General features: G+C 44.6%; 27 protein-coding genes and 2 pseudogenes. 2 read left to right on the forward strand and 27 right to left on the reverse strand.

Annotated features, from left to right (window positions below; translation table 11 throughout):
* Nucleotides 1-3: 3 nt before the first annotated feature.
* From BLR65_RS11080 to BLR65_RS31795, 18 genes and pseudogenes are all read right to left on the reverse strand, one after another.
* Nucleotides 4-297: a biotin/lipoyl-containing protein gene (locus tag BLR65_RS11080; protein ID WP_093794252.1), complete on the reverse strand. Its 294-nt coding sequence runs from the start codon at nt 295-297 to the stop codon at nt 4-6.
* Between the two features lie 13 nt (nt 298-310).
* Complete coding sequence (locus tag BLR65_RS11085) at nt 311-904, reverse strand: DUF5714 domain-containing protein (protein WP_093794253.1); 594 nt, start codon at nt 902-904, stop codon at nt 311-313.
* Between the two features lie 268 nt (nt 905-1,172).
* Nucleotides 1,173-2,171, reverse strand: a complete 999-nt coding sequence (locus tag BLR65_RS11090) for a radical SAM family protein (RefSeq protein WP_093794254.1) — start codon at nt 2,169-2,171, stop codon at nt 1,173-1,175.
* Between the two features lie 59 nt (nt 2,172-2,230).
* A complete protein-coding gene (locus tag BLR65_RS11095) occupies nt 2,231-3,013 on the reverse strand; it encodes an ABC transporter ATP-binding protein (protein WP_093794255.1) in 783 nt (260 codons plus the stop codon).
* Nucleotides 3,007-4,026, reverse strand: coding sequence for an ABC transporter permease (locus BLR65_RS11100; RefSeq protein WP_093794256.1), 1,020 nt, complete (start codon nt 4,024-4,026; stop codon nt 3,007-3,009). The genes BLR65_RS11095 and BLR65_RS11100 overlap by 7 nt, the downstream gene beginning before the upstream one ends.
* 23 nt (nt 4,027-4,049) lie before the next feature.
* Nucleotides 4,050-5,045 (reverse strand): ABC transporter substrate-binding protein, encoded by a 996-nt coding sequence (locus tag BLR65_RS11105; protein WP_093794257.1) that lies wholly within the window; start codon nt 5,043-5,045, stop codon nt 4,050-4,052.
* 17 nt (nt 5,046-5,062) lie between these two features.
* A complete protein-coding gene (locus BLR65_RS11110; RefSeq protein ID WP_169716733.1) occupies nt 5,063-5,725 on the reverse strand; it encodes an ABC transporter ATP-binding protein in 663 nt (220 codons plus the stop codon).
* Nucleotides 5,725-6,933 carry an ABC transporter permease gene (locus tag BLR65_RS11115; RefSeq protein WP_093794259.1) on the reverse strand — a complete coding sequence of 403 codons (1,209 nt, stop codon included), beginning with the start codon at nt 6,931-6,933 and terminating at the stop codon, nt 5,725-5,727. Before BLR65_RS11115 ends, BLR65_RS11110 begins: the two co-directional genes overlap by 1 nt.
* Nucleotides 6,930-7,355 carry a DUF4418 family protein gene (locus BLR65_RS11120; RefSeq protein WP_169716734.1) on the reverse strand — a complete coding sequence of 142 codons (426 nt, stop codon included), beginning with the start codon at nt 7,353-7,355 and terminating at the stop codon, nt 6,930-6,932. The genes BLR65_RS11115 and BLR65_RS11120 overlap by 4 nt, the downstream gene beginning before the upstream one ends.
* Before the next feature lie 252 nt (nt 7,356-7,607).
* Nucleotides 7,608-8,705, reverse strand: a complete 1,098-nt coding sequence (locus tag BLR65_RS11125; RefSeq protein WP_093794261.1) for a GTP-binding protein — start codon at nt 8,703-8,705, stop codon at nt 7,608-7,610.
* 42 nt (nt 8,706-8,747) lie between these two features.
* Nucleotides 8,748-9,437 (reverse strand): MIP/aquaporin family protein, encoded by a 690-nt coding sequence (locus tag BLR65_RS11130; protein ID WP_218130632.1) that lies wholly within the window; start codon nt 9,435-9,437, stop codon nt 8,748-8,750.
* On the reverse strand, nt 9,434-9,553 hold the full coding sequence (locus BLR65_RS31390; RefSeq protein ID WP_211285066.1) for an aquaporin: 120 nt from the start codon (nt 9,551-9,553) through the stop codon (nt 9,434-9,436). The genes BLR65_RS11130 and BLR65_RS31390 overlap by 4 nt, the downstream gene beginning before the upstream one ends.
* Before the next feature lie 30 nt (nt 9,554-9,583).
* On the reverse strand, nt 9,584-10,567 hold the full coding sequence (arsM, locus tag BLR65_RS11135) for an arsenosugar biosynthesis arsenite methyltransferase ArsM (RefSeq protein ID WP_093794262.1): 984 nt from the start codon (nt 10,565-10,567) through the stop codon (nt 9,584-9,586).
* Nucleotides 10,568-10,778: 211 nt separating this feature from the next.
* On the reverse strand, nt 10,779-10,934 hold the full coding sequence (locus BLR65_RS29745) for a DUF5714 domain-containing protein (protein ID WP_176772731.1): 156 nt from the start codon (nt 10,932-10,934) through the stop codon (nt 10,779-10,781).
* Nucleotides 10,935-11,004: 70 nt separating this feature from the next.
* Nucleotides 11,005-11,346 (reverse strand): MerR family transcriptional regulator, encoded by a 342-nt coding sequence (locus tag BLR65_RS11140; RefSeq protein WP_281241524.1) that lies wholly within the window; start codon nt 11,344-11,346, stop codon nt 11,005-11,007.
* A gap of 108 nt (nt 11,347-11,454) precedes the next feature.
* Nucleotides 11,455-12,224 (reverse strand): annotated as a pseudogene (locus BLR65_RS11145) (AraC family transcriptional regulator).
* A gap of 226 nt (nt 12,225-12,450) precedes the next feature.
* Nucleotides 12,451-12,555 (reverse strand): MerR family DNA-binding transcriptional regulator, encoded by a 105-nt coding sequence (locus BLR65_RS31790; RefSeq protein ID WP_143122558.1) that lies wholly within the window; start codon nt 12,553-12,555, stop codon nt 12,451-12,453.
* Nucleotides 12,556-12,633: 78 nt separating this feature from the next.
* Nucleotides 12,634-12,738, reverse strand: a pseudogene (locus BLR65_RS31795) (4Fe-4S binding protein); the annotation flags it as partial.
* Nucleotides 12,739-12,933: 195 nt separating this feature from the next.
* Here BLR65_RS31795 and BLR65_RS31800 point away from each other — a divergent pair.
* A complete protein-coding gene (locus tag BLR65_RS31800) occupies nt 12,934-13,182 on the forward strand; it encodes a 4Fe-4S dicluster domain-containing protein (protein ID WP_425441016.1) in 249 nt (82 codons plus the stop codon).
* A gap of 205 nt (nt 13,183-13,387) precedes the next feature.
* Here the strand turns inward: BLR65_RS31800 and BLR65_RS11160 are convergent, their stop codons facing one another.
* From BLR65_RS11160 to BLR65_RS29750, 5 genes are all read right to left on the reverse strand, one after another.
* Complete coding sequence (locus tag BLR65_RS11160; RefSeq protein WP_093794296.1) at nt 13,388-13,768, reverse strand: MerR family transcriptional regulator; 381 nt, start codon at nt 13,766-13,768, stop codon at nt 13,388-13,390.
* A 50-nt stretch (nt 13,769-13,818) separates the two neighbouring features.
* Entirely contained in the window at nt 13,819-14,163 is a 345-nt protein-coding gene (locus BLR65_RS11165) for a flavodoxin (RefSeq protein WP_093794264.1), read from the reverse strand.
* Between the two features lie 4 nt (nt 14,164-14,167).
* Nucleotides 14,168-14,359 carry a hypothetical protein gene (locus BLR65_RS11170; RefSeq protein WP_093794265.1) on the reverse strand — a complete coding sequence of 64 codons (192 nt, stop codon included), beginning with the start codon at nt 14,357-14,359 and terminating at the stop codon, nt 14,168-14,170.
* A gap of 31 nt (nt 14,360-14,390) precedes the next feature.
* Nucleotides 14,391-14,591, reverse strand: coding sequence for a hypothetical protein (locus BLR65_RS11175; protein ID WP_093794266.1), 201 nt, complete (start codon nt 14,589-14,591; stop codon nt 14,391-14,393).
* A 123-nt stretch (nt 14,592-14,714) separates the two neighbouring features.
* Complete coding sequence (locus BLR65_RS29750) at nt 14,715-14,870, reverse strand: flavodoxin family protein (RefSeq protein ID WP_176772732.1); 156 nt, start codon at nt 14,868-14,870, stop codon at nt 14,715-14,717.
* Between the two features lie 562 nt (nt 14,871-15,432).
* Here BLR65_RS29750 and BLR65_RS11180 point away from each other — a divergent pair.
* Nucleotides 15,433-15,795, forward strand: coding sequence for a twin-arginine translocation signal domain-containing protein (locus tag BLR65_RS11180; RefSeq protein ID WP_093794267.1), 363 nt, complete (start codon nt 15,433-15,435; stop codon nt 15,793-15,795).
* Here the strand turns inward: BLR65_RS11180 and BLR65_RS11185 are convergent.
* The 4 genes from BLR65_RS11185 to kdpB form a co-directional block, all read right to left on the reverse strand.
* Entirely contained in the window at nt 15,755-16,435 is a 681-nt protein-coding gene (locus tag BLR65_RS11185) for a response regulator (RefSeq protein WP_093794268.1), read from the reverse strand. The genes BLR65_RS11180 and BLR65_RS11185 overlap by 41 nt on opposite strands.
* Nucleotides 16,425-19,169, reverse strand: coding sequence for a sensor histidine kinase (locus BLR65_RS11190; RefSeq protein WP_093794269.1), 2,745 nt, complete (start codon nt 19,167-19,169; stop codon nt 16,425-16,427). The genes BLR65_RS11185 and BLR65_RS11190 overlap by 11 nt, the downstream gene beginning before the upstream one ends.
* A 913-nt stretch (nt 19,170-20,082) precedes the next feature.
* Complete coding sequence (kdpC, locus tag BLR65_RS11195) at nt 20,083-20,658, reverse strand: potassium-transporting ATPase subunit KdpC (RefSeq protein ID WP_093794270.1); 576 nt, start codon at nt 20,656-20,658, stop codon at nt 20,083-20,085.
* Nucleotides 20,659-20,682: 24 nt separating this feature from the next.
* Nucleotides 20,683-22,707, reverse strand: coding sequence for a potassium-transporting ATPase subunit KdpB (kdpB, locus tag BLR65_RS11200; protein WP_093794271.1), 2,025 nt, complete (start codon nt 22,705-22,707; stop codon nt 20,683-20,685).
* Nucleotides 22,708-22,710: the final 3 nt, after the last annotated feature.

Genomic DNA, 22,710 nt, shown 5'->3' on the forward strand with positions numbered 1-22,710 from the left:
GCTCTAACATTCTGTTTCGATATAACCTAAAATATCCCCAAATTTAAAGGTATCACCGTCTTCCAAGCAAATTTTCTCGATCATTCCGGAACAGGGGGCGGATATTTGAATCGTGGTTTTTTGGACTTCCCCCTCACAGATGGGTTCCCCCTCTTCCACCCAATCATCAAGCTCCGCCAGCCAAAAGATCAGGCCTTCCTTCTCCTGCATATCCAGCGGTATTTTTTCACACTCACAAGCATATTTTCCGGTGACTTTGCTAGCCAGTTCCGGAACTTTTATCGCCACTCTTGACATTCATAGTCCTCCTTTACTCGCTTTCGCAATAAAACGGACATTGTCTGCGCTTGCATTCTTTATTGCGCGAACTGTGCCGACACTGAATCGTATCACAATCCGCCAAATTAACTCCCAGGTGTTCCCGGCTGAAAGCTGAGGCATATTGCAGCGCTAAATATGTATTGCGTTTGCAGCAGCGCGGCCCGTTTATTTTAGCCATTTCCAGCAGACTTTCAGCCGTACCGAGGTTAACTAGGGACCAGGTCTCCACCGAATAAGGCGTGGTATCGGTCAGTACACTGGCATAGATACCAATGCCGATTGCCGCACCGCAGGCGCCATACAAACCACAAAATTTTCCCAGCACATTTTGGGAACGGCTTTGGGCTTTTTCCAGGAGTTTCGCCAGATCATCGGCTGGCCGCCCCTGTATCCGGCAGGCTGCCGTGAGCAGTACTGCCGGCACCAGATAATGGTGCTCCTGACAATGCATGTTGAATTCCGAATGTTTCATCAGACTTTCGGCCATCGCCAACGGAGTCTTAACCAAAGATTCCCGGAAATACTGCAGGCATTGCGCTGTAATATAGCCATATAGATCAAATTTTTTTGACTGTTCTTCCATAAAGAACTTCCTTTCATTTAGTTTTAGACAAAACTTTATCCAATTTACTAAAATATCAATTGCTAAATTTTTAAAAATTGCAATTCTTAAATCTAAAATATATGGCAAAACTGCCGATGTTACAGTTCTGCCATATATTTCACACTACTATTTCAGTATATAGCAGCGCGCTTATAGCTGCAAGTATAAAACAGTTTGCAATTATAAGTGTTTAATTTTGATTAATATGTGCTCCTCCACTAGTCTTAACTAACACCGAGCAATAAATTTATTTACCGGCAAACATGACAGACGGACCCTTAACCACTTTCCACCCGGTTTCTTCAAAGGCATCCCTGCGTTCTGCCACAGTCGCACCGATGATGGTATCGGCTTTGGTGTCACGCGGATTAGAACCGGATTCGGCCCAGGAAAGGTTGCAGCCGGTTACACCGCCAAGAATAGAATGATCACCGGCATGCCAGGGAATTTCATAGCCGAAAAATACGCGGGTTGCCGCCATGCGAAGGGCCTGTGCCAGCTTATCCAGAATGCCCAAACTATTAAGCGGTGATGTCGGAATGGGAAGTCGGCGGCCGCAGCCGGTATGAACTGGTTTAATTTCATCACGGAGAAATACGGCTCGGTTTACAATTTCGGTCAGAGGATGTTCCGGACCGCAAGGTTCAATGCAAGTTCCGACTTTGAGACCATTGCGTTTAGCTGCTAGCATGGTTTCTTGGCGAATCGCCGGATCGATTCCGGTTGTTTCCCCTTCTCCCATGCGCCATACATGATAAATACCGGCATACCCGGCTTCTTTTAATTGTTTTGCTTCCGCATCGCCAAAATCACCTACATTAGCAACCAGGATTGATTCTGGTTTAAGTCTCTTGCGAACTGCCCGGGAAACTTCGAGAAAGAGCTCAAACGGATAGTCCGCTGTAATCATGAGATAGATCGCATTGGCGCCATCTGTTTCAAAACGCAAAGCGCGTTCAACAATTTCTGCGGTAGAATAACGCTTTTCTTCAGGAAATACATTGTTGACCGGAGCAAATGAACAAAACTGGCAATTTTTTGAGCAAGGCCCCGCATTTACACCGACTTGGGCATGGACTTCCGCCATCCCGCCGGAAGATTCCATAGCGATCTTCCGGGCTGCCTGCCAAATAGCAAATGCCTCACGGGATTCCGGGTCTTGCTGCAACAAAAGCAGCAGTTCGTCACTGGTGATTTTTGTACCGTCAATCGCTTGATTGAGAATTTGTTCAACCTCTTGATTCATATAGAACCCACCCCATCAAATTTTATAAAAATAGGCCTGTTTTTCAAAAGCAAAAGCATTTAATCTATGCTTACGCCCAGCGCATCCAGCATGATTTTTTTGTAGCGAAAAAAGATATCGTCATTTCTGCGGCGCGGCTTGGGGATATCAATAGCAATGATCCTTTGAAATTGTCCGGGATTTGCCGACATAATAACCACACGGTCTCCAAGATAAATGGCTTCATCAATGTCATGGGTAACAAAAAGCAGCGTCATTTTCCGTTCGTTCCAAATGCGTAAAATCTCATCCTGCATGCTCATGCGGGTCAAGGCATCAAGCGCGCCCAGCGGTTCATCCAAAAGCAAAGCTTTCGGATGATTTACAAGGGCACGCGCAAGTGCTACACGTTGCGCCATCCCGCCGGAAAGTTGATGGGGAAAAGCATTTTTGAACGGAGTCAAGCCCACAAGCTCGATATATTCGTCAACATCGGCGGCATGTTCTTTAAGAATACCGCGTGCTTCAAGACCGGTAGCGACATTGTGCCATACATCCTTCCACGGAAACAGCGTTGGATTTTGAAAGGCAAAACCGCGTGTAAAATGGGGCCCGGTGATACGTTCGCCGTCGATGTACAGTTCGCCGCCGTTTGGGTTTTCGAGTCCCGAAACCAGCCGCAAGAGTGTGGATTTGCCACAGCCGCTGGGGCCGATGATCGTAATCAATTCACCGGCTTTGATTTCAAGATTGATATTCTGGAGAGCCTTTACTTCGGTGTTTTTTGCGTCAATAAATGTTTTGGAAACATTGCGGATGGAAATTTCCCCATGTACGCCGGATGCTTGTTTTGCTTCTACCACTTTACCGTTCCTTTCTGCCAGATCAAAACCCGGTCACGCACTTTGAACAGGAGTGATGTGCAGCCGGAACACATGAACGCGCTGATGCCAAGGGCTGCATAGAGTTTGTAGTATTCAGCCCAGCCTTGCGCCCAGTTAATATACCAGCCGAGGCCGGCTTTTACGCCAAGCATTTCGGCGGCAATGAGGGTGGCAAAAGCGCCGCCGAGGCCCATAAACATCCCCACAAATATGGTGGGAGCCGCACCGGGAAGGGCAATTTTTAAAAGTTGATAGCGCTCATCCGCCCCCAATGTACGGGCAATTTCAAAATAGGATTTATTGATGTTGCAGACACCCGAGCAGGTCATAACTGTAACCGGGAACCAGACCGATAAGGCAATAAGGAACACGCTGCCGGAAAAGCTGGTCGGAAAAGCCACCAGTATGACAGGAATCCAAGCGGTAGCCGGGATCGGTCCGATAATGCGAACGACAGGATTCAGCCAATAGCCGAATTTCCGGTACCATCCCATCATTAAGCCACTGGGAATGCCCAGCGCCATACCGATGAAGTAACCGAGAACGAGCAGCCGCAGGGAATAGGCAACGCTTTTTAGAAGAACCTTCCAGTCAGTGACATACGCTTCCAAGATCTTTGCCAGCGACGGAAAAAACGGTAATGGCAGCCAAGCTTCTTTTAACGTAATGATTTCATAGATAAGCGTTAACAGAATGACGACAGTAATAAACAACGAGTAATAGGAAAGTTTTTCACACCATTTCGGCTTAACATTTGCGCTAATAGCGCAAACTGCGAATACGAGCGTGAGGCAAGAAATGAGCATCGTATAGTAGTCGGCATGAACCGGTTGTTGGTTAGGCATTTCCATATGGACGCCCAGTGTGATAACTAGTGCCAAAACCGGCGCCCACAAGGCGCATTGTTTTTTTAAAGTTTGCCTAGTCCCTGAAGCTAAAAGCTGCTCTGCGAATATGGGCCTTGCTGTAAATTGTTTTTTTAGAGTTTCCATAGCACTTACTCCAAATATAAACTTTATTCCAGAATTTTATAAGATTTTTGAATCAGTTCTTCCGGATTTGTTGCTGCGTCAAATATGCCGGCTTCTTTAAAGATTTTGACATGCCATTTCCAGTCCTTTAACCCGCGCGCCGGATCGGAAAACCATTGATATGCTTTGATAAGCTGTGCATTCAGTTCAGGCGAACCGCCGGTGTATTTTTTTTCAACCATCATCTTGGCAACTTCATCCGGTTGTGTTTTGCATAATTCGCCGCCGGTTTTGAAAAATGCCTGAATGTTTTTCGCCACTTCCGGTTCTTCTCTAACGACTTTGCCGTTAACACCTACAAAGCAGCAAGTATAATTTTTGTAGGGAGACATGGTTGTATTGCTCCATATAATTTTTGCTTTACCTTCATTTACAGGAATCTGCGGAAACGGATCCCATGTGCCAAAGCAATCGATTTCTCCTTTATCCATTGCGGTCTGTAGTTGGGGCGGCGGATAAACCTTCCATTCAACGTCGTTTTTCGGATCAATACCATGCTGTTTAAGTTCATTGCTGATATAAGCCATAAATGGCCCTCCCATGGCGTCTACTCCAACTCTTTTCCCTTTGAGATCAGCGGCACTATTAATGGGAGAATTAAGCGGAGCACACGCTTGAATACAACCAGTGTGAGCGGAATCGATTAATACAAGATCCATTCCCTGCTCAATTCCTTTGAAGCTACCAGGGGACGAAAGAACAGCATCTACTTTACCGGTAGAAAGCATTTCAGCAGTATTTTTTGATCCCATAAGTACGAGTTCAACTTTGATACCAAGTTTCTCTGCAACCTTGTTTTCGTAAGCGGCAAAGATGGGCGCTTCACAGGTACCGCCCCAGTACCCAATTTTATAAACCCGTTCCGTTTTCTTGTTTTTGTCTTGGTCTGCGGCGGTTTTCTGGCTGCTGCCACAGCCAGTCATGACGAAAACTGTCGTTACTATGAATGCGAGCAAAAAAGCAATCAATTTTTTATTCATGTGGACCTCCTCCTTTTTTAGCGGACATGATGTAAAATACCGTCCGCCAAATGATATTCACAATCCGTCTTGGCAGCAAGAGAGCGGTCATGCGTGACAATCACAACAGCAGTTCCGTTTTCTCCTGCTTTAAAGAGGGAAGATGTGACGATTTGCGATACTGTAGGATCAAGATCATTTGTCGGCTCATCGGCCAGCAGGATATCCGGTTCCATAACAAGCGCCCTGGCAAGGGCAACACGACGCATTTGTCCAATACTGAGCTGTTCCGGTTTATAGTCCAGGCGCTTGCCCATATCAAAAGTGTCCAGAAGGGCAATAGCTCTTTTTCGCATATCGTTTTTGCCGGCAAAGGCAGGACAGACAAGGATATTTTCAAGAGCAGTCAAAGAACCAACCAGGCGCGGTGTTTGAAAAAGATAGCCAAAGCGCGCGGCACGAATTCTGGAAAGCTCAGCAATGCCGGTATCGGCAATCTCCTTGCCGTTAATTAAGATACTCCCGGAAGTTTGCTTTTGCAGCAACCCCATAATGGAGAGCAGGGTAGTTTTCCCCTCGCCGGAATTGCCGGTGATAGACGTGGTTGTCCCTGCCGCAGCAATAAAATCAATGCCTTTGAGAATGTCAGCTTTCCCAAATGATTTATGGATAGCATTGAGTTCAATCCGTATTTTGTTCATCAAGCATATTCTCCCTTTGTCATTACACTGCTTGGATCTAACCTTGCCGCCTGCCATGCCGGCAAAATAGAGGCGGCGGTTGTAACCAACACGCCAACAATAAAGACGATGGCCGCACTTATGAAAAGCTCACGGCCTGAAAGGGAAACCAACGGGTAAGAACGCAGAGCGGAAAGAAAGCTGCAGGAGCCACGGTACAGGAGCATGCCGGCCAATAAGCCGCTAAACCCGCCGACTACGGAAATAGATATAGCTTCTCCGACAACCAGCGTATAAATCTTACAGCGTGATGCGCCAAGAGCAAGATAAGTGCCATATTCACTGCGGCGATGCCGCATGGAAAGATAGAAATTAGAAAATATTTGCAAGATAATCGTACCGATAATCGCAAAACAAAACGTACCAATGATTTGCATCAGAAGCTGCATTTGACTCTGAATGCTTTTTTTCACATCAACAGCGATAATTGGTTTTATGCTCCCTGTTTTGGCAAGATATTCATTGATGAAATTTATATCCGCGCTTTCTTCTACTCTGACGAGAATAACCGAAATAAGATTTTCAGGTTGTCCGTACTTAGCCCACATAGAACGAAACTCATCATTATCTTTTACCAGTTGGCGAGCCGTATTGATATTCATATAAATGGAATAGTCTATTGATGTGCCGGTCTCTCCGGCAACGGCTGCTATGTCAAATATTTTCCCAAGAATCTTGATCTGCGGTTCTCCTGCGTAATCATTTTTGGCCCCAAGGATAACGCTATTTTCGGGTAATCTACCGTTATAGGCTTCAGGCAGCCACGGTTTAATATAAGTATCTGTTGCCGGATCAATCCCGATAACACGTGTCGGAATATCGATACTGCAGCAGTCAGCACCGGAAAGTGTATGCACAAAAAACTGCGGTGATACGGAAATAAAACCGGGAATGGTTTTGATTTCATCTAATTTTGATTGATTCATATAAACATTTACAGGGGCACCGCCGTAAAGAAGAGTGCCGCCTTCGACTTCAGCCGTATTGGGAACAATGACAATATCAGCACCCATACGTTTAATCGCCTCATTCATACCGGTATCCGCACTTTTATAAAGCGCAGATGCCGCAAAGGCAATAGCAACACCCAGAACAATCATAAGAATAAGAATACTGTTTTGCAATTTTCTATGCAGAAGGTTGCTGCCAATCATCTGAAATACAGTCATTCCACTCCATCCTCATCAGTCACTTTATGAATGCGAAAATTGGTATAAAAAATACTTATGCCTAATACAAACAAGGGAATAGCCCCCACCATTGTATACAGATAAGTTTTATGACAGGCCATCGTTTCTTTGACGCACATACCAAGTGCCCACGACTGAGGAAGTGCTGCGGCAATCAACCCACAGAGGCAAAGAATCAGCCCCAATGCTTTTTTTACCTGAGAATTCGCTGTTAACAGGAGGTAGCTGCTAACAATGACAGCCATAATTGCATTGAATGGTTCCGCACGCCATGTATACCAGCAAGCCATATGCCCCATCCCGTGAACTTGCGAAACACAGGGTGGAAAAAAGTACGGTACTGCCAAAAGCCATAAGGACAGTAACAGACATATCCCCGGTATTAGTTTTTTAGATTGCAATTTTAGGCCTCCCCATATAACAATTTAATAATTGCAAAATAAATTTTATTTGCAATTATCGAAATCAAAAAAATGGCAAAACTGCGATTCCAGTTTTGCGATGTGCTTTAAATCCAATTCCATTATATAGCAACGTCTTATCGATTGCAAGCATAACTTAAATTGCAATCTTGTTTATCCTTTATTTCACATTGAAAGGTCCATCAACAAATCACGATAAACATTCTGTAAAATGGACATTTTTCATTAACGCTACACGACAGCGTCAAAACGGTACGTTGGGTTCGGACGGCCAGGTTGTAAGCAGTTTAATGCCGTTTCCTTTATGGCGATTTTATCCTTACATACTGTAGAAATCGCCTCCAAAACAATGGTTCTTAGCTTCTCCGGCGACATTTCCACTCGTGCATTAACAGTTAGGCTGGCTTCGTCCACTTTGCCAACGGACCCGCGAAGTTGCAGAGTCTCTTTTTTGCCGGTGATATTGCCGACAAGCATTTTATTTTTTGCTGTCATAAGTGCTTTTACATGTCCAACCGAAGCCTGTACGGCATCAAAGCGGTTTCCTAAATTGCTTAATAGTGACTGAAGCAATGCATCACCATCCATTTGGTTTCCTTTTAATTCCAGACTTGTATTGAGCCAACCAAGCACCGCTTCCCCTTCCGCATAAACATCATAGTCTACTTCAGCCAAACGGGTTCCTGCCTTTTGCTGCGTTGATACTTCAGTCAGCCATTCGTTTACGCCTATCCCTGTTTGGGCACTGATAGCAAAAACAGAAGTATTGGTCCAGCGGGCAGCGGTTCTATTTTTTAAGGTTTCTAACGCTTCCGCTGTTAACAAATCGATCTTATTGATGACAATTATATCTGCTTCATCAAGCTGTTTTTCCAAAATATAAGCTGCACTCGGATGCAAATCACCTGTTTTTTTATCGAGAATATTGCTAAGGCGCTTAGGATCTACCAGGACCGAAAGCGGTGCAATAGATAAAGTGTCTGCCGCATATTTCTTAAGTGGCTGCAAAATTGTTGCCGATAAGTCGGTACAACTGCCGACCGGTTCCGCAATAATTATGTCGGCAGCAAGCTCCTCCCTTAAATGGGACACCGCTTTTTTAAATCCTGGGAAATTGCAACAAAAGCAGCTGCCGCTTACTTCCGTTACCCGGTCTTTATTATCGCCTAATTGCGCTAATAGTACCGTATCCACTAACGCAGAGGCCTGATCATTGGTAATTAGGCCTACCTTTTTCCCCTGGTCTGTCACCATACTTGCCATTTTTGCCAGCAGTGTTGTTTTACCGGCTCCCAGAAAGCCGCCAACTAAAATTAATTTTGTTGTCATTTTATTTCCCCCATCTTCTTTTTCATTTTTGTTTATGTACTTTTAACAGCTCTCACAGGATTTATGTTCCTTTTTCAGTAATGGTTCCAATATATAGCTAAATAGTGCTGCAGCCACCAAACCGCCTATTATCGGCGCAAGTACATATACATAGAAAAATCCACCACTCTGATCAGGGAAGGCATAACTCCCCCAGCCAGTCAGCCAGGCAACTAACCGTGGCGCAAGATCCCGTGCGGGGTTAAAACCGGCTTGTGTTAACGGCGCAATCAGACAAATCAAGGAAGATACCGTTAAACCAATAAAGATAGGAGCTAAATTATTATCGGGACGCCCGACATTACAGCCCTCTGTCAAAAAGAAAATCATTAAGACCAATAAGAATGTGCCAAATCCTTCAGCCAGCATGGCAAGCGGCATGGAAACAATTGCCGCATCGCCTGGCAACTGATAGTACTCTCCAAACATTTTGCCGGTGCTCATAGATTCCGCAGTTCCCCTTACAATATGATGTGCTGCCTCATAGGCGGCAATGGAGGGTTCAAAAAATAAATACAGCAAAAAACCCGCAAGCAACGCTCCTAAAAATTGACCGCTAATATATACCGGAATTTTAGCTGCCTTCATTCTTTTACTCGCCACCATCGCCAAGGTTACTGCCGGATTAAAATGAGCACACGACAGTGATCGCGTCGCATAGATGGCCAGTCCGATACTCAAGCCCCAAATCACACGGCAATCTGAAAAAGTCCCGCGTGGGAATTAAACAGTACCGATACGGCCACTGAACCGCAGCCGAACAGAACCATTAGAAAAGTTCCAAAAAATTCTCCCAGAAATTCACGCATTGTTGTTCCTTCCCTTCAATTTTGGTAATATTATCCGCAACAGCAACAACTGCCCGGGGACGACTTGTGCCCGATATAATGATAGGTCGGGGGCGTAACCACGAAATCCTCGCGCTGGCGCAGCCGCTTTGCTATTCTTTGCGAAACAGATACGGGAACTCCCCGCTTATAAACTTGTCCGACATTATCGATGCACGCTACTTCCTTGCCGTTGTAAATAGCGGTTTCCCCAATAAAAACATCCGCCGCCATTTCTTTGTCCGGCACTTTAACTGCGACTAATTCTATAGTTTCCAATAAAATATCATCAACCCCGTACGTTGCCTTATCAAGCAGGCGATAGGGGCGGCGTGCGCGTATTTGCATTTCACCAAAGCCAGCCTCGATAACCTTTTGCACATAGGCTTCGAAAGACAGCGCACCGGATAAACACATCGCTCTCAGTCGCTCGTCATTGCGCAAGCTATCCGGTATCGGCTGGGTCGTAATCGGATCGGAGATATATAATCTGCCCCCCGGCTTCAATACACGATACATTTCTTTTAGTGCAGTCAGCAGATCTTTTTCCTTAAAAATATTAAACAAACAATTCTGCGCTGCAACATCTACGCACTCTGACGGCAAAGGCAGGTTAAGTGCATCACCACTGACAATTTTTATAAACTCAGATTTAAACCAGGGATTCACTTGTTCCGCTATTTTAAAATTCGCCTTTGCCCTTTCTATCATCTCCGGTACGCGGTCTACGGCAATCACTGCCTCAGGGCGGCGCGAAAAATAAGCAAACTGTAACGCTTCCATACCGCCGCCGATTCCCACATAAAGAATGGTTTCATTACTCGACAACTCGCCTAAATGCACTGTCGTTCCACAGCCATAATCCATACACGACATTTCTTGGGGAATTGTCAGTCCCGGTAAAAGTTGGGCAGGCCTTTCTACACAGCAAAGATTTTCTGGTACCGCCTGCGATGCTTCCTTATACAGTTCATGGGCCGTTTCTAAATAACTCATTTTCTACGCTCCTTTTGTGCAAATGATGTTTTATAAATTCGGAATATATTAATTGCATCTTTAAATAAATTTGCAATTAATATGACTAAAAAAAGGGCAAAACTGCTATTCCAGTTTTGCGAATGTATTTTAAACCTGATTCCATTATATAGCAGCAATTATTTAATTGCAAGTTAAAATAAGTTTGCAATTAAACTTTTTTACTCTTACATCAAAATCCCGTCAGCAGATCACGATGAACTTTCGCATAAAACGGGCATTTTTCACCAAGACATTCTTTATTTCTTAAAAAATGAGTACATTTGATTTCTACAGGCAACTCCATCGTTACCCCGAAATATTCTTTGGCAAACCGCACGGTACTCATAGATTCAGAACTAGAATCTCCCGCCCAAAGAAACATTTTCAAAACTCAAGATATCTAAGACATAACCATACTAATCCGTCGGTGATCTTAGTCCTTTTTCCGTTTGAACCACTGCCTGTTCATAATTTGCGATTTTATAATCTAGACGTTTCAGTGTTTTCTCCATATCTTTCATTTTTTCTATAAAAAGCTTCCGTTGCTCAGTCAAGAGCTCTTTTCTAACCTTTATGGTCGCATCACCCTGTTGAAACAGCGTAACATACTCAATCAATACTTCAATTGGAAGGCCTGCTCCCCGCATACATTTGATAAATTCGACCCACTTACAGTCTTCTTCCGTATAATCCCTGATTCCGCTTTTATTGCGGTTCACATGGGGAATCAGTCCGATGCGTTCGTAAGATGCTGTCAAGTAGGGACTAAGAACTGGCTTGGAAGTCATTATCTGTGAAGGAACGGTGTCAGGACGTTATCATATGTAGTAAAGCACCTGCCAAATTGGGCAGGTGCTTTTTATTGATTATGACTTCCGTACTGGCCTGATATACTTCCAAAACCGCTCCGGATTAAATGAAAAGTAAATTATTCTACCGGGGGAAGTATCAAAGCAGTAACCGGTGCCTGCAAAATCAAAAGTTGCCATTGCCTTTTCCATCTTTTCCTCCACACTACGATTTTCCTGCTCATAATCGAATGGCCCATGTTCAAAAACAATATACTCGGCTTCGGGAACATCAATCATAAGCATTTGTGGTGGTACTTCGCCTTTATAATCAAAAGGAAGACGTACACCATAACACTCTGTACGTGGAATACCCCAATCGCAGAGTCTGCCGTCCGGGTCATTAATGTACGCCATAATCTGACCGCTGCCACTGTTAGATTCGCTCCCACCATCGTCATCCAATTTGCCCTTGATACTATCGAGTAAGCCGCAAATTGTTTCGCAGTCCTGTCCCGGAATAAGGCTTTGCTTTTGCCAAAAATCCCAATACCCATTACTCTCATAGTTTTTAATGTGCAAAAATTTGTGTGCGGGAATGGTTACAAAATAAATTTTAACATCATCTGTAGATTTCATCATACCAATCTCTCCAAATCCGAAAAAGTAGCGGTCGAAAGGGTTTATTTTTGTACGAAGGGCGACAGGCATAGGCTTTTTTCGGTATTCACTTGGAGTTACACCATATGTTCCCTTAATCGTAGCGTTACTGCTTCACCGTTACGATTTTTAATACACTCGTCAATTTCATCAACGATTATTTGGATTTGCTTGTGCCACTCGTACATTCGTCTGTTCACCTCGTTTCAACCACTCTATAGTCATTATAGAGTAATGGAAATTGCATTGCTTGATTTTACTTGCGGAAAAGAGAGGATATATTTTATTTCTTAACTCGCCTAATATAAATTTTCAACGCTTACACAACATCAAACACTAAGCGCAGATAAGGAAACTACTCTGCCTTGGATAATATCAACGTTATCATTCAATGACAATTCAAACGTTTTGGTCCTAACCAAACACCAGCCTCACCTTATCGTAATAGCGAAGTGTATCCTGTGGAATATCAAATTTTTTACTTACTTCTGAAATCGTAACGGCTTCACCTCCTGATATCCAATATTATAATATTCGGAGTTAACTTCATGTCAATTATTTATTACGTCATTTTTATTCTATAACCTGCATAATTGCTTAATTGCCAAAAAGCTTAACAGCCTGTTCCATTTTATTGATAACATCCACACCGAATGGGCAGTTCTTCATACACAACCCGCATTCTATGCATTCATTGGCGTGATGGTCTAATAAATTATAATGTTCTTTATTGTTTCAGGAACATCTTCTTGAATTAACGCAGTCTAGATATTTGTTTACTGATGTAATATCTATCCTTTTCGAACAGAGAGCACTGAAGCAGGCTGTCCTAAGAAGATTGCTATCCCTGATTATTTTTCCTTATATAACAGTTCAAAACGCGCTATCACCGATAATATTTCAAGCCAGTTTGTTTATTATTTAAACCTTACCTCAAATCATGGCAAGGCTGGTGATTGTATCGAATGTAGACAGTGTGAAAAAGCATGCCCCCAGCATCTGAAGATCGTAGAGCACTTAAAAGACGTTTCAGAACTATTTGATAATGGTCGGGCTTACCGTCAAAATAACCAGTTATTACCCTATGTAGGATATCCAAGAACATTAAATGCCATAAGATGTTTAAATGAAATAATACCTGAATAGATATAATGGTACAAAGAATCTGCCGTTTGAGAAAAAACTTAAGAGAATTTAAATAAAAAGAAATGCCATCAGATTGCATAAAATCTGGTGGCATCTACTGTAAATTTATTTTAAGACTGTATAACTTGTATGAAATAATATAAGCCAGGAAATCATTGACCATGTCTGCAATAAAGAGCTATGTTAAAAAAAAGCGTTAACTATTTTACTTTTCCTTTTTCAAAGACTCCGTTGCTTCATTTACCCTTCCGTAATGAGCAATCTTGCCGTTCAAACGCTCCAACGTTACTTGCATTTCATTGATACGCGCTATCAGTTGGTCACGCTGATTAAGCAAAAGTTGCTTTCTGACTTCCTTGGTCCCATCTCCCTGTTGATAGAGCCCCACATATTCAATGAGCACCTCAATCGGTAGTCCGGCGCTGCGCATGCAGCGGATGAATTCTACCCAGCCACAGCTATGCTCATCGTAAACACGAATGCCGTTCGCCTTGCGCGGCACACGCGGTATTAGCCCTACGCGTTCGTAATAACGCAGGGTATCCTGAGATATGCCGTATTTTTCGCTTACTTCCGAAATTGTCAATATTGCACCTTCTTTCCTAAGATCCCCCATTCTGTCTCATTCCAAAATATTTATTCGCCAAAGCCCACCTTGCTCAGCCATGCATAAATCTCCTTTTGAGCGTACGTTTTGCTTCCATCAAGTACAAGCTCATCTAATACCCGGGACTTGGGCGCAAGCTTTTTGATATCCTCCAGGCTATGACCCGCCCCATAGCCGCCGTGCGTACAGAATGGAATGATCGTCTTGCCTGCCAGATCAGATTCAGCCAGAAACGTGGCAACCGGGGAAGCGATCGTATACCACCAAATCGGCGTACCAACAAAAATAACGTCATAAGCTGCGAGATTTTCCACCTTCGCCTTAAGCGGCGGCTTGTAGCCTGACTCGACTTCCTGTTTTCCCTGCTTTACCACAGTATCATACTACCAATGCCTTTTTAGTCTTCGGAATACCCGGTTCCTTGTCACCTCCCTTGGAAGATACGGCTGCCGTCGGCGGCGGCGCCTTCGAAACCGCCGGCACTGCAGCCGGCTTCTGCAAGGCTTCCACCGCTGCAAAAGCAAGTACTGCAACCACGGCAAACATCAGTACTATATATCTCATTTTCATTTCTGCATTCCTCCAGCTTTATCTCAAAAAATTATTTTTCTATACACTGATCTACAAGTTCCTGTGCCATCCGGGCATAGTCCTCCTCTGACACATAATTACTGCAGACAAAACATTTCAGCCATAAAATCGAGCTGAATACGCCAACTACCATCATCACAGCAACAACACCGAACAGCTTTTTCAAGGTAATCACCTTCATCCCTGCAAAATTACAGTTGTTTCTATTCATAGAGCTTATCACCTTGAGTCGGCTCAAAGTCAATAGCTTTTTTATCAGTTTTAAAAATTTTTTAAAAAAATACAAGGTGCTATACCAACAAGAATTCGCCGGCACAGCACCCTCATATTGTCATCAACACTGTTCCACGACTGTGTTGTAGTCGCCAGGATAGGCTTTTTCCGGCAGCAGTTCGCAGAGCGTTCCGCCGGTCTCCTGCTCGATCAGCTTCGCCAGCTTACGTGTGTTTCCAGAATGGGAATAATACACAATCAAACTATTTTTGCTCATCTAAAAAAGGTTGTACGCTGCCGGAGCTTTCCGCCCCGCCACTGCTTTTCCCTGCCTCCGTGCCGCAGCCCGCCAGAACAATGAAAAATCCTATCGTTAGAACAAAGAAAACCATTAAAAATCTCTTTACTTCTATCACCTCACAAGCTTTGGATTTATTCTACGGTCATAGGGTATCACTTTGAGCTAACTCGAAGTCAAGAGTTCTTTTCATGCTTTTTCCTGTTTTTCTGAACTTTTTTGAAAAAACGCTTGACCTCGAGTTGACTTCAAGTGCTATGCTCAATTTATTAGAGAAAAAATGGAGGCATTATCATGAAACGTCGTGATTTTATCAAAGCTATGGGAGCCGGAGCTGTCCAAGCTCGGAATGGTTTGATTCGCGAATCTGTCCGCAAATGAAAATTTCATAAAAAAGCAAAGACTCTATGCAGCAAGAGTTTTGTTCCCTGCTGTATAGGGGCTTTGCTTTTAGAAGAGCTGTATTATTACCAATAGTTCCCATTCAGATCTTGCAACTTAAGTTCCAAGTAATAATATACAAAAAGGAGTCGTGAGAAAAATGGAAACATCGGGTCATCAAGAGAAAGAACGCAAAGAATTATCTAGGCGTAACTTTTTAAAGTTTGCCGGCGGTACGATGGCAGCATTGGCAGCAATTCCGTCGTTTGGCCGGCTAATTGCGCATGCGCGGGAAAATGGGCATGACATTGGTATTATTGGCTCGACAGATATTCTGGCAGCCGACCAGGCTTGTATAGATTTGATTTATCAAATGCCTGATAATGAGCGCTATGATATCGTCGAACGCGTTGAATCCCGTCTCGGCCTGCATCAGCTAGAATATATGGAAGTGCTGGGTATGGGTAGTCGGGAAACTAGCTTTAATGATCCATTAACCGATAGCCAACACCCGATTCTGTAACAATATACTTGGGTCTGATAGGATTATCCTCAATTTTGCGCCGCAATTGATTAATATATACCCTAATATAATGGTTATCATCGTAATAATTGTTTCCCCATACGGCTGTAAATAACTGCCGGTGGGTTATCACTTTTCCCACATTTTGGGCTAAAACTTTTATGATTTCATACTCAGTCGGTGTCAGCTTTACTTCCTTACCGCTTACAAAAATGTGTCTCTGCGCAAGATCTACCGTTAACTCACCACATACTACAACCGGTTTATCATCAACCCGTGTCGTCCTTCTGATAAATACTCGTATTCTAGCCATAAGCTCTTCAACACCAAAAGGTTTCGTAACATAGTCGTCAGCACCCGCATCAAGTGCCTCTACTTTTTCTTTTTCCTGATCACGCGCCGTAAGGACAATAATTGGTACTTGCGACCATTCACGGATTTGGTTGATTACCTTTTTGCCATCCATATCAGGCAACCCCAAATCCAGTAAAATAATATCGGGCTTACATATTACAGCACGTTGAATGGCTTCCTGCCCATTTGTGACTTCATCCGTATCATACCCACCAACTCTGAGTGAAACCTTTAAAAATTTTCTAATTTGTGGTTCATCATCAACAACTAAAATTTTAATTCCCATTGAAAATACTTCCTTCCTGATCCATCAGTCTTTTATCTTGTTCGGGAACGGGAATAAAAAAATGAATCATCGTACCGCCGTCCGGGCGGTTTTCTGCCCAAATTTTTCCGTTATGGGCTTCTATAATAGTTCGGCAGATCGATAATCCTAAACCAATGCCGTTACTATTACCCTCAATTTGCTTTGCCCGGTAAAACTTATCAAAGATCTGCGTTAAGTCAGCAGCCGGTATGCCAATTCCTCTGTCGGCAACGGAAACCTGAACTTGATTTTTACCGGTTACAACAGTTATTTCCACAGGACTATTGGCCGGTGAGTATTTAAACGCATTATCCAGCAAATTTACCATAACCTGTTCCAGTAATTTACCGTCCCCACGTACAATGGGAACTTCCGCTGAAATATTGAATTGGATTGCCCGCTCTTTTATCTGATCCTCAACCTGACGCAAAGCTACACCAATGATATCCTGTAAATCACACCAATCATTTTTCAGTCGTAATGTTCCGCCTTCTAACCTTGCCGTGTCTAATAAGTTCGCCACGATTCGTGTCATCCGCTTTGCCCCGTCAATAATATTATCCCATAACTCATTTTTCTCTTCAGGCGAACAATGCTGGGCCGCATCTCTGAGCGTTAAAGCCGAACCAATAATTGATGCCAGCGGCGTGCGCAATTCGTGAGAAACCGAATTAAACAAAGTACTTTTCAGTTTGTCTGATTCAAGCAATAATTCCGCTTCGCGGGCCTTTTCCGTCAATTGTACCCTTTCAATGGCAATCGCTGCCAGACCGGCCCAAGCCTCCATGAGCCGGCGTTGTTCGGGAGTAATAAGTTTTTCGATGATTTTAATTCCTAACACACCCACAATGTGTTCCCGTGTAACCAGCGGTAAATAAAGATAGTCGGCACTCGGCAGGGTTGCGGCCGAGCGTCCGGCGGCTTCGCAGTGCGCATAAACCCAGGCTGCCACAGCCGCTTCTGTGCTATCAGCGACCGGATGAATTGTGTATTGTTTCATTGCCGCCCCTGGCTCGTGTTCCGCGCATACCATAAGCTGATTATGCTCATCAGGCAATAACACCATGACCCGACGTCCCAAGGTGTCTGCCGCCTGAATCGCCAGACTGCGCGTAATCGTCGCCAAATCGACCACCGCAGCAATTTCTTTACTGAAACTATATAACGAGCGAATACTACGTTCCCGCTGACGTGCCAAATCAGCCTCTTCTCTTAAGAATTCAGTACGTCCGCCAATAATAAAGGCAACAATTAAAAACGTGATAAAACTCCAAATATAACGCAAATCATAGACCGTAAAGGCAAAAACCGGCGGCACAAACAAAAAGTCAAATAAAACCATGCTGCTTACCGCCGTAAAATAAGACGGCCAGCGCCCCCACCAAAATGCGCTTAAGGTTACGGGCAACTGATAAAGTAAGGCAATATTGATAATTTCTATTAAATCCTTAAAAAACCAGCCAAAGCCACTAATACCAATTATCATGCAAAAACTCAGCAGATAATATTGCCAGTTTCCCTGAACAGGTGCCGCTTCGGTATTGATGTATGTACTGTGGCTTGGCTGCTCCTTTTGGGCCTGAATAACATAAACATTAATACCGCCGCTATGCCGGATCAGCTTATTGACAATCGATTCATGTACCATATCCCTTAAGCGGCTCTGTTGCGGTTTGCCGACCACAATGGCTGTAACATTATTGTTGCGGGCAACAGCCAGCAATTCATGCAGTAAATCGCGGCCAGCTATGCTGATCGTTTTAGCGCCAAGTTCTTCCGCTAAGCGCATGTTGCGCGCCACACGGTCACGCAGACGTTCTTTCTCCCTGAGCGAAAATTTAGTATTGGTTTCAATGTGAACTGCCAGCCATTCGGCCTGCAGACCGGCGGCCAGCCTGCAAGCCGCACGAATAAGCTGAGCGGAAAAAGGACTGGCGCTGACACATACCATGACCTTGCCGGAAGCCGGCCAGGGACCATCAATCTTGTGTTCGCGCATATATTCACTCAAATCACTGTCTACTCTCTTCGCCATAAACCGCAAGGCCATTTCACGCAATGCATTGATATTGCCTTGCCGGAAAAAATTCCGCAGCGCTTGTTCTGCCTGGCCGGCAACATACACCTTACCTTCCTGTAAACGCTTAATCAGGTCTTGCGGCGATATATCGATTAATTGAACATTATCTGCCTGTTCCACCACATAATCAGGAACCGTTTCCCTGACGATAACACCGGTAATCTGGGCAACGACATCGTTCAGACTCTCAATATGCTGAATGTTAAGGGTAGTATATACATTGATACCGGCCTTCAAAAGTTCCTCAACATCCTGAAATCTGCGCACATGGCGCGATCCCTGAATATTGGTATGCGCCAGTTCATCAACCAGGACAAGTTCAGGCCTGCGGGCGAGAATCGCATCAATGTCCATTTCCTGTATTACCTTGCCCCGATAGGTAATACACTTAGGCAATATGACAGGCAGCCCGGAAACCAAGCCCTCCGTCTCTTTCCTGCCATGGGTCTCCACCCAGCCGATGACTACATCGATCCCCGCCTGCAAACGTTCGTGGGCAGTCTCCAGCATGGTGTAGGTTTTTCCCACCCCGGCTGAAGCGCCTAAAAAAACAGTAAGTTTTCCCATTTCACTTCTTGCTATTTTTTGCAGAATCGTATCAGGATCCGTACGATTCTCCTGCTTCATAGGCATCTAGTTTTCCTCCAGTAGTTGTAACTTACAGTTAGTATAGCTCTTACCCCGTCAGAAACGTGTCTGAGATTCTAAACTACCTGTAAAAATATTATCAAAACGAGCAAAAAACCTGTACAAAAAGCGCATTGAAATGAAATCAACGCGCTTTTTTGTCATACAACCTATTTCCTGCATGAATTAATATGATATATCTGGTAATAAACAACTATACAGATCAACCCATGATGTTATTTGAATCCTATTAATTTGGGCCACAACAGTAATCCCAGACAAACACCCAAACCAAAAACGAATAATATCACACCCGCCAACTCAAAAGCGCCCATATATTTACCTTCCTTTACCAAAATGAGTCGAACATTTTTCATAAGGCATATTAACTATCGAATATCTCGCCAGTAATAAATGACACGATTGCAAGGCCGCACTTATAAAATCCCTGTTATAAAAACTGTCATACAGCCCCAGATCATTGTATTTACTTAGGTTAATAATACCATATAATCCCGTAAAAAATGGGTCAAATTACGTAGGCATTGTGTCAGAATTCCGTCAAAATGATTAGCCTGATCAAAGAATCTTATTTTCTCTAATTTGTTTATGTTACAAATCATTTTGCTTGAATTGGGTTAAAAAACGAAAAGGCAGTGCATTGGACGTCTCCATACACTGTCTTTTCATACTGACCTACAAAACGCCCAAATTATCACTTCTGCGTTTTGTCCGCCAGTATTTACTAAGTCTGCAGCCTGCCTTGTGCCAATTATAATTAGCAAGCAATTGCTTAGGCCCATCTTTATTTTACCCATAATAACCATTAAGATGCTGTCAATTAATCTTGATAAGGCGTAAAGAAAGCATAAAAATAAACCTTGTTTTTAAGTTTCATATTACTAGGAATTATTTATACTTATTTTAATCTATCCAGCGCCATGTTGAGTTCCAGGACATTAACCCTTGGCTCGCCAAACAGCGCTAGCTGCCGGTTTAAAATACGTTTATCCACTAAATTGGCTACTTCCTTGGCCGCTAACCCGCGCGCTTCAGCCACGCGCTCAACCTGGAGATAGGCCGCCTCCGGGGAAATATCGGGATCCAGTCCGCTTGCCGACGCAGTTACCAGATCGGCAGGTATAGCGGCACTCTCACTAAGACCATTTTCCTGACGTGCTTTGTTCACATTGTCAGCAACCGTATCAATTAGTTTCTTATTGGTAGGACCAAGATTGGAGCCAGCCGAGCCGGCGGCGTCATAACTATCTTTGCCGGCCGCCGACGGTCTTCCATGAAAATAACCCGGTTGCGTAAAATTCTGTCCAATCAGTTTCGAGCCAACAACCTGCCCTTGACGCTCAACCAACGAGCCTTTTGCTTGAGACGGAAAAATCGTGTTAGCTACCCCAACCATCGTTAGCGGATACACAAAACCGGTAATAACGGTTAAAACAAGCAGCATTCTGAAAGAATTTACTATTTGGCGCCACATTGACGTCCAGCTCCCTTCTTTATCTTAAACAAGTCCCAAGGCGACGATTATGACATCAATTATTTTAATGCCGAGGAATGGCACGAGTAATCCGCCTACACCGTAGATTAGAATATTTCTACGAAGAATGACTTCCGCTCCCAGCGGCCGGTAGGTTACCCCACGCAGGGCCAGCGGAATAAGCGCAACGATGATCAGTGCATTAAAGATAACCGCACTGAGTATCGCGCTTTCCGGAGTCGCCAAACGCATAATGTTAAAAACATTCATCTCCGGATAGGTGCCTGCAAACATGGCCGGTATAATCGCGAAATATTTAGCGACATCATTGGCGATGCTGAAAGTTGTCAGCGAGCCACGCGTCATGAGTAACTGCTTGCCGATCTCAACAATTTCAATAAGTTTCGTCGGGTTACTGTCAAGATCCACCATATTGCCGGCTTCTTTCGCCGCCTGAGTACCGCTGTTCATCGCTACACCTACATCGGCTTGAGCAAGGGCAGGCGCATCGTTGGTGCCGTCACCGGTCATAGCCACCAGCATGCCTTTTTCCTGATATTCGCGGATTAACCGCAGTTTAGCCTCGGGAGTCGCCTCTGCCAAAAAGTCGTCCACCCCTGCCTCAGCGGCTATTGCGGCGGCAGTCAGCGGATTATCGCCTGTTATCATAACGGTCTTGATGCCCATCTGCCTAAGCGCCTGGAACCGTTCCTTAATACCGCCTTTAACGATATCCTTTAGATAGATAGTGCCCAGCGCTTTGGTCCCTTGCGCAACTATCAGCGGTGTCCCGCCCGCTTTGGCAATATTCTCGGCAGCCGCTTTCACTTCTTCAGGAAACTGGCCGCCCTGTTCACCTATATATTTTTGGATCGCATCGATAGCACCCTTACGAATCGGATTTCCTTTACTATTGACGCCGCTCATCCTGGTTTGGGCGGTAAACGGCACAAACTCGGCTTCCAGTGTGGTAAGATCCCGCTCACGGATGTTGTATTTTTCTTTGGCCAGCACAACCACACTGCGTCCCTCGGGAGTTTCATCCGCCAAGGATGACAGTTGCGCCGCATCCGCCAACTCGCTTTCGCTTACACCGGGCGCCGGGATAAACTCGGTTGCCATTCTGTTGCCGAGAGTAATCGTGCCGGTCTTATCCAGTAGCAGGGCATTTACGTCCCCGGCAGCCTCTACCGCCCGGCCGGACATTGCCAGTACGTTACGCTTCAGGAGGCGGTCCATACCCGCAATCCCGATAGAGCTCAATAACCCGCCGATTGTTGTCGGGATAAGGCAAACCAGCAAGGAGATCAAAGTGATCACGGAGATTAAGGTCCCTGAGTAAACGGCAAAGGGTTCAATGGTTGCCACGGCTACTAGAAAAATAATAGTCAAACCAACGAGCAATATGGTTAGCGCAATTTCATTAGGCGTCTTCTGCCGTTTCGCACCTTCCACCAGCGAAATCATCCGGTCAAGGAACGTTTCGCCGGGATTCGCGGTAATCCTTACCTTAATCCAGTCAGACAGCACCCTGGTGCCACCGGTTACCGCTGACCGGTCGCCGCCGGATTCGCGGATAACAGGCGCGGATTCACCGGTTACGGCACTCTCATCCACCGATGCCATTCCCTCAACGACTTCGCCGTCACCGGGAATAAATTCGCCCGCGTTGATTAAAACCACGTCGTCTTTACGAAGTTTGGCAGCATCAACCTGGATCGTACTGTTGCCGTTCACTTTGTGCGCTTTCGTCTGGGAACGGGCCGTCTTCAGCGATTGGGCCTGGGCTTTCCCCCGGCCTTCAGCCACCGCCTCGGCAAAATTGGCGAATAATACGGTAAACCATAACCAAAGGGTTATCTGCAAAGAAAAGGCGATTGGCTCTCCGGTAAAAAAGTCACGAACTGTCAGCCAGGTGGTTACCAGCGCGCCGATATAGACAATGAACATGACCGGGTTACGAAGCTGCGTCTTAGGATTGAGCTTATTAAAAGCGTCCTGAATTGCCTGTACTAACATATCTTTATTGAAACTACTGCGTTCATTCATTTC

Source organism: Sporomusa acidovorans (assembly GCF_900101845.1).
Taxonomy (GTDB): domain Bacteria; phylum Bacillota; class Negativicutes; order Sporomusales; family Sporomusaceae; genus Sporomusa; species Sporomusa acidovorans.

Bases quoted from the DNA above. Each gene is read 5' to 3' on its own strand.
- kdpC (WP_093794270.1), bottom strand. From the start codon at position 20,658: ATGTGGCGCCAAATAGTAAATTCTTTCAGAATGCTGCTTGTTTTAACC.
- BLR65_RS11125 (WP_093794261.1), bottom strand. From the start codon at position 8,705: ATGACAACAAAATTAATTTTAGTTGGCGGCTTTCTGGGAGCCGGTAAA.
- BLR65_RS11090 (WP_093794254.1), bottom strand. From the start codon at position 2,171: ATGAATCAAGAGGTTGAACAAATTCTCAATCAAGCGATTGACGGTACA.
- BLR65_RS29750 (WP_176772732.1), bottom strand. From the start codon at position 14,870: ATGAGCAAAAATAGTTTGATTGTGTATTATTCCCATTCTGGAAACACA.
- BLR65_RS11170 (WP_093794265.1), bottom strand. From the start codon at position 14,359: ATGAAAATGAGATATATAGTACTGATGTTTGCCGTGGTTGCAGTACTT.
- BLR65_RS11110 (WP_169716733.1), bottom strand. From the start codon at position 5,725: ATGAACAAAATACGGATTGAACTCAATGCTATCCATAAATCATTTGGG.
- BLR65_RS31390 (WP_211285066.1), bottom strand. From the start codon at position 9,553: ATGCGTGAATTTCTGGGAGAATTTTTTGGAACTTTTCTAATGGTTCTG.
- kdpB (WP_093794271.1), bottom strand. From the start codon at position 22,707: ATGAATGAACGCAGTAGTTTCAATAAAGATATGTTAGTACAGGCAATT.
- BLR65_RS11190 (WP_093794269.1), bottom strand. From the start codon at position 19,169: ATGCCTATGAAGCAGGAGAATCGTACGGATCCTGATACGATTCTGCAA.
- BLR65_RS11080 (WP_093794252.1), bottom strand. From the start codon at position 297: ATGTCAAGAGTGGCGATAAAAGTTCCGGAACTGGCTAGCAAAGTCACC.
- BLR65_RS11175 (WP_093794266.1), bottom strand. From the start codon at position 14,591: ATGAATAGAAACAACTGTAATTTTGCAGGGATGAAGGTGATTACCTTG.
- arsM (WP_093794262.1), bottom strand. From the start codon at position 10,567: ATGAGTTATTTAGAAACGGCCCATGAACTGTATAAGGAAGCATCGCAG.
- BLR65_RS11105 (WP_093794257.1), bottom strand. From the start codon at position 5,045: ATGAATAAAAAATTGATTGCTTTTTTGCTCGCATTCATAGTAACGACA.
- BLR65_RS11085 (WP_093794253.1), bottom strand. From the start codon at position 904: ATGGAAGAACAGTCAAAAAAATTTGATCTATATGGCTATATTACAGCG.
- BLR65_RS11185 (WP_093794268.1), bottom strand. From the start codon at position 16,435: ATGGGAATTAAAATTTTAGTTGTTGATGATGAACCACAAATTAGAAAA.
- BLR65_RS29745 (WP_176772731.1), bottom strand. From the start codon at position 10,934: ATGAGTACCGTGCGGTTTGCCAAAGAATATTTCGGGGTAACGATGGAG.
- BLR65_RS11180 (WP_093794267.1), top strand. From the start codon at position 15,433: ATGGAAACATCGGGTCATCAAGAGAAAGAACGCAAAGAATTATCTAGG.
- BLR65_RS11100 (WP_093794256.1), bottom strand. From the start codon at position 4,026: ATGGAAACTCTAAAAAAACAATTTACAGCAAGGCCCATATTCGCAGAG.
- BLR65_RS11115 (WP_093794259.1), bottom strand. From the start codon at position 6,933: ATGACTGTATTTCAGATGATTGGCAGCAACCTTCTGCATAGAAAATTG.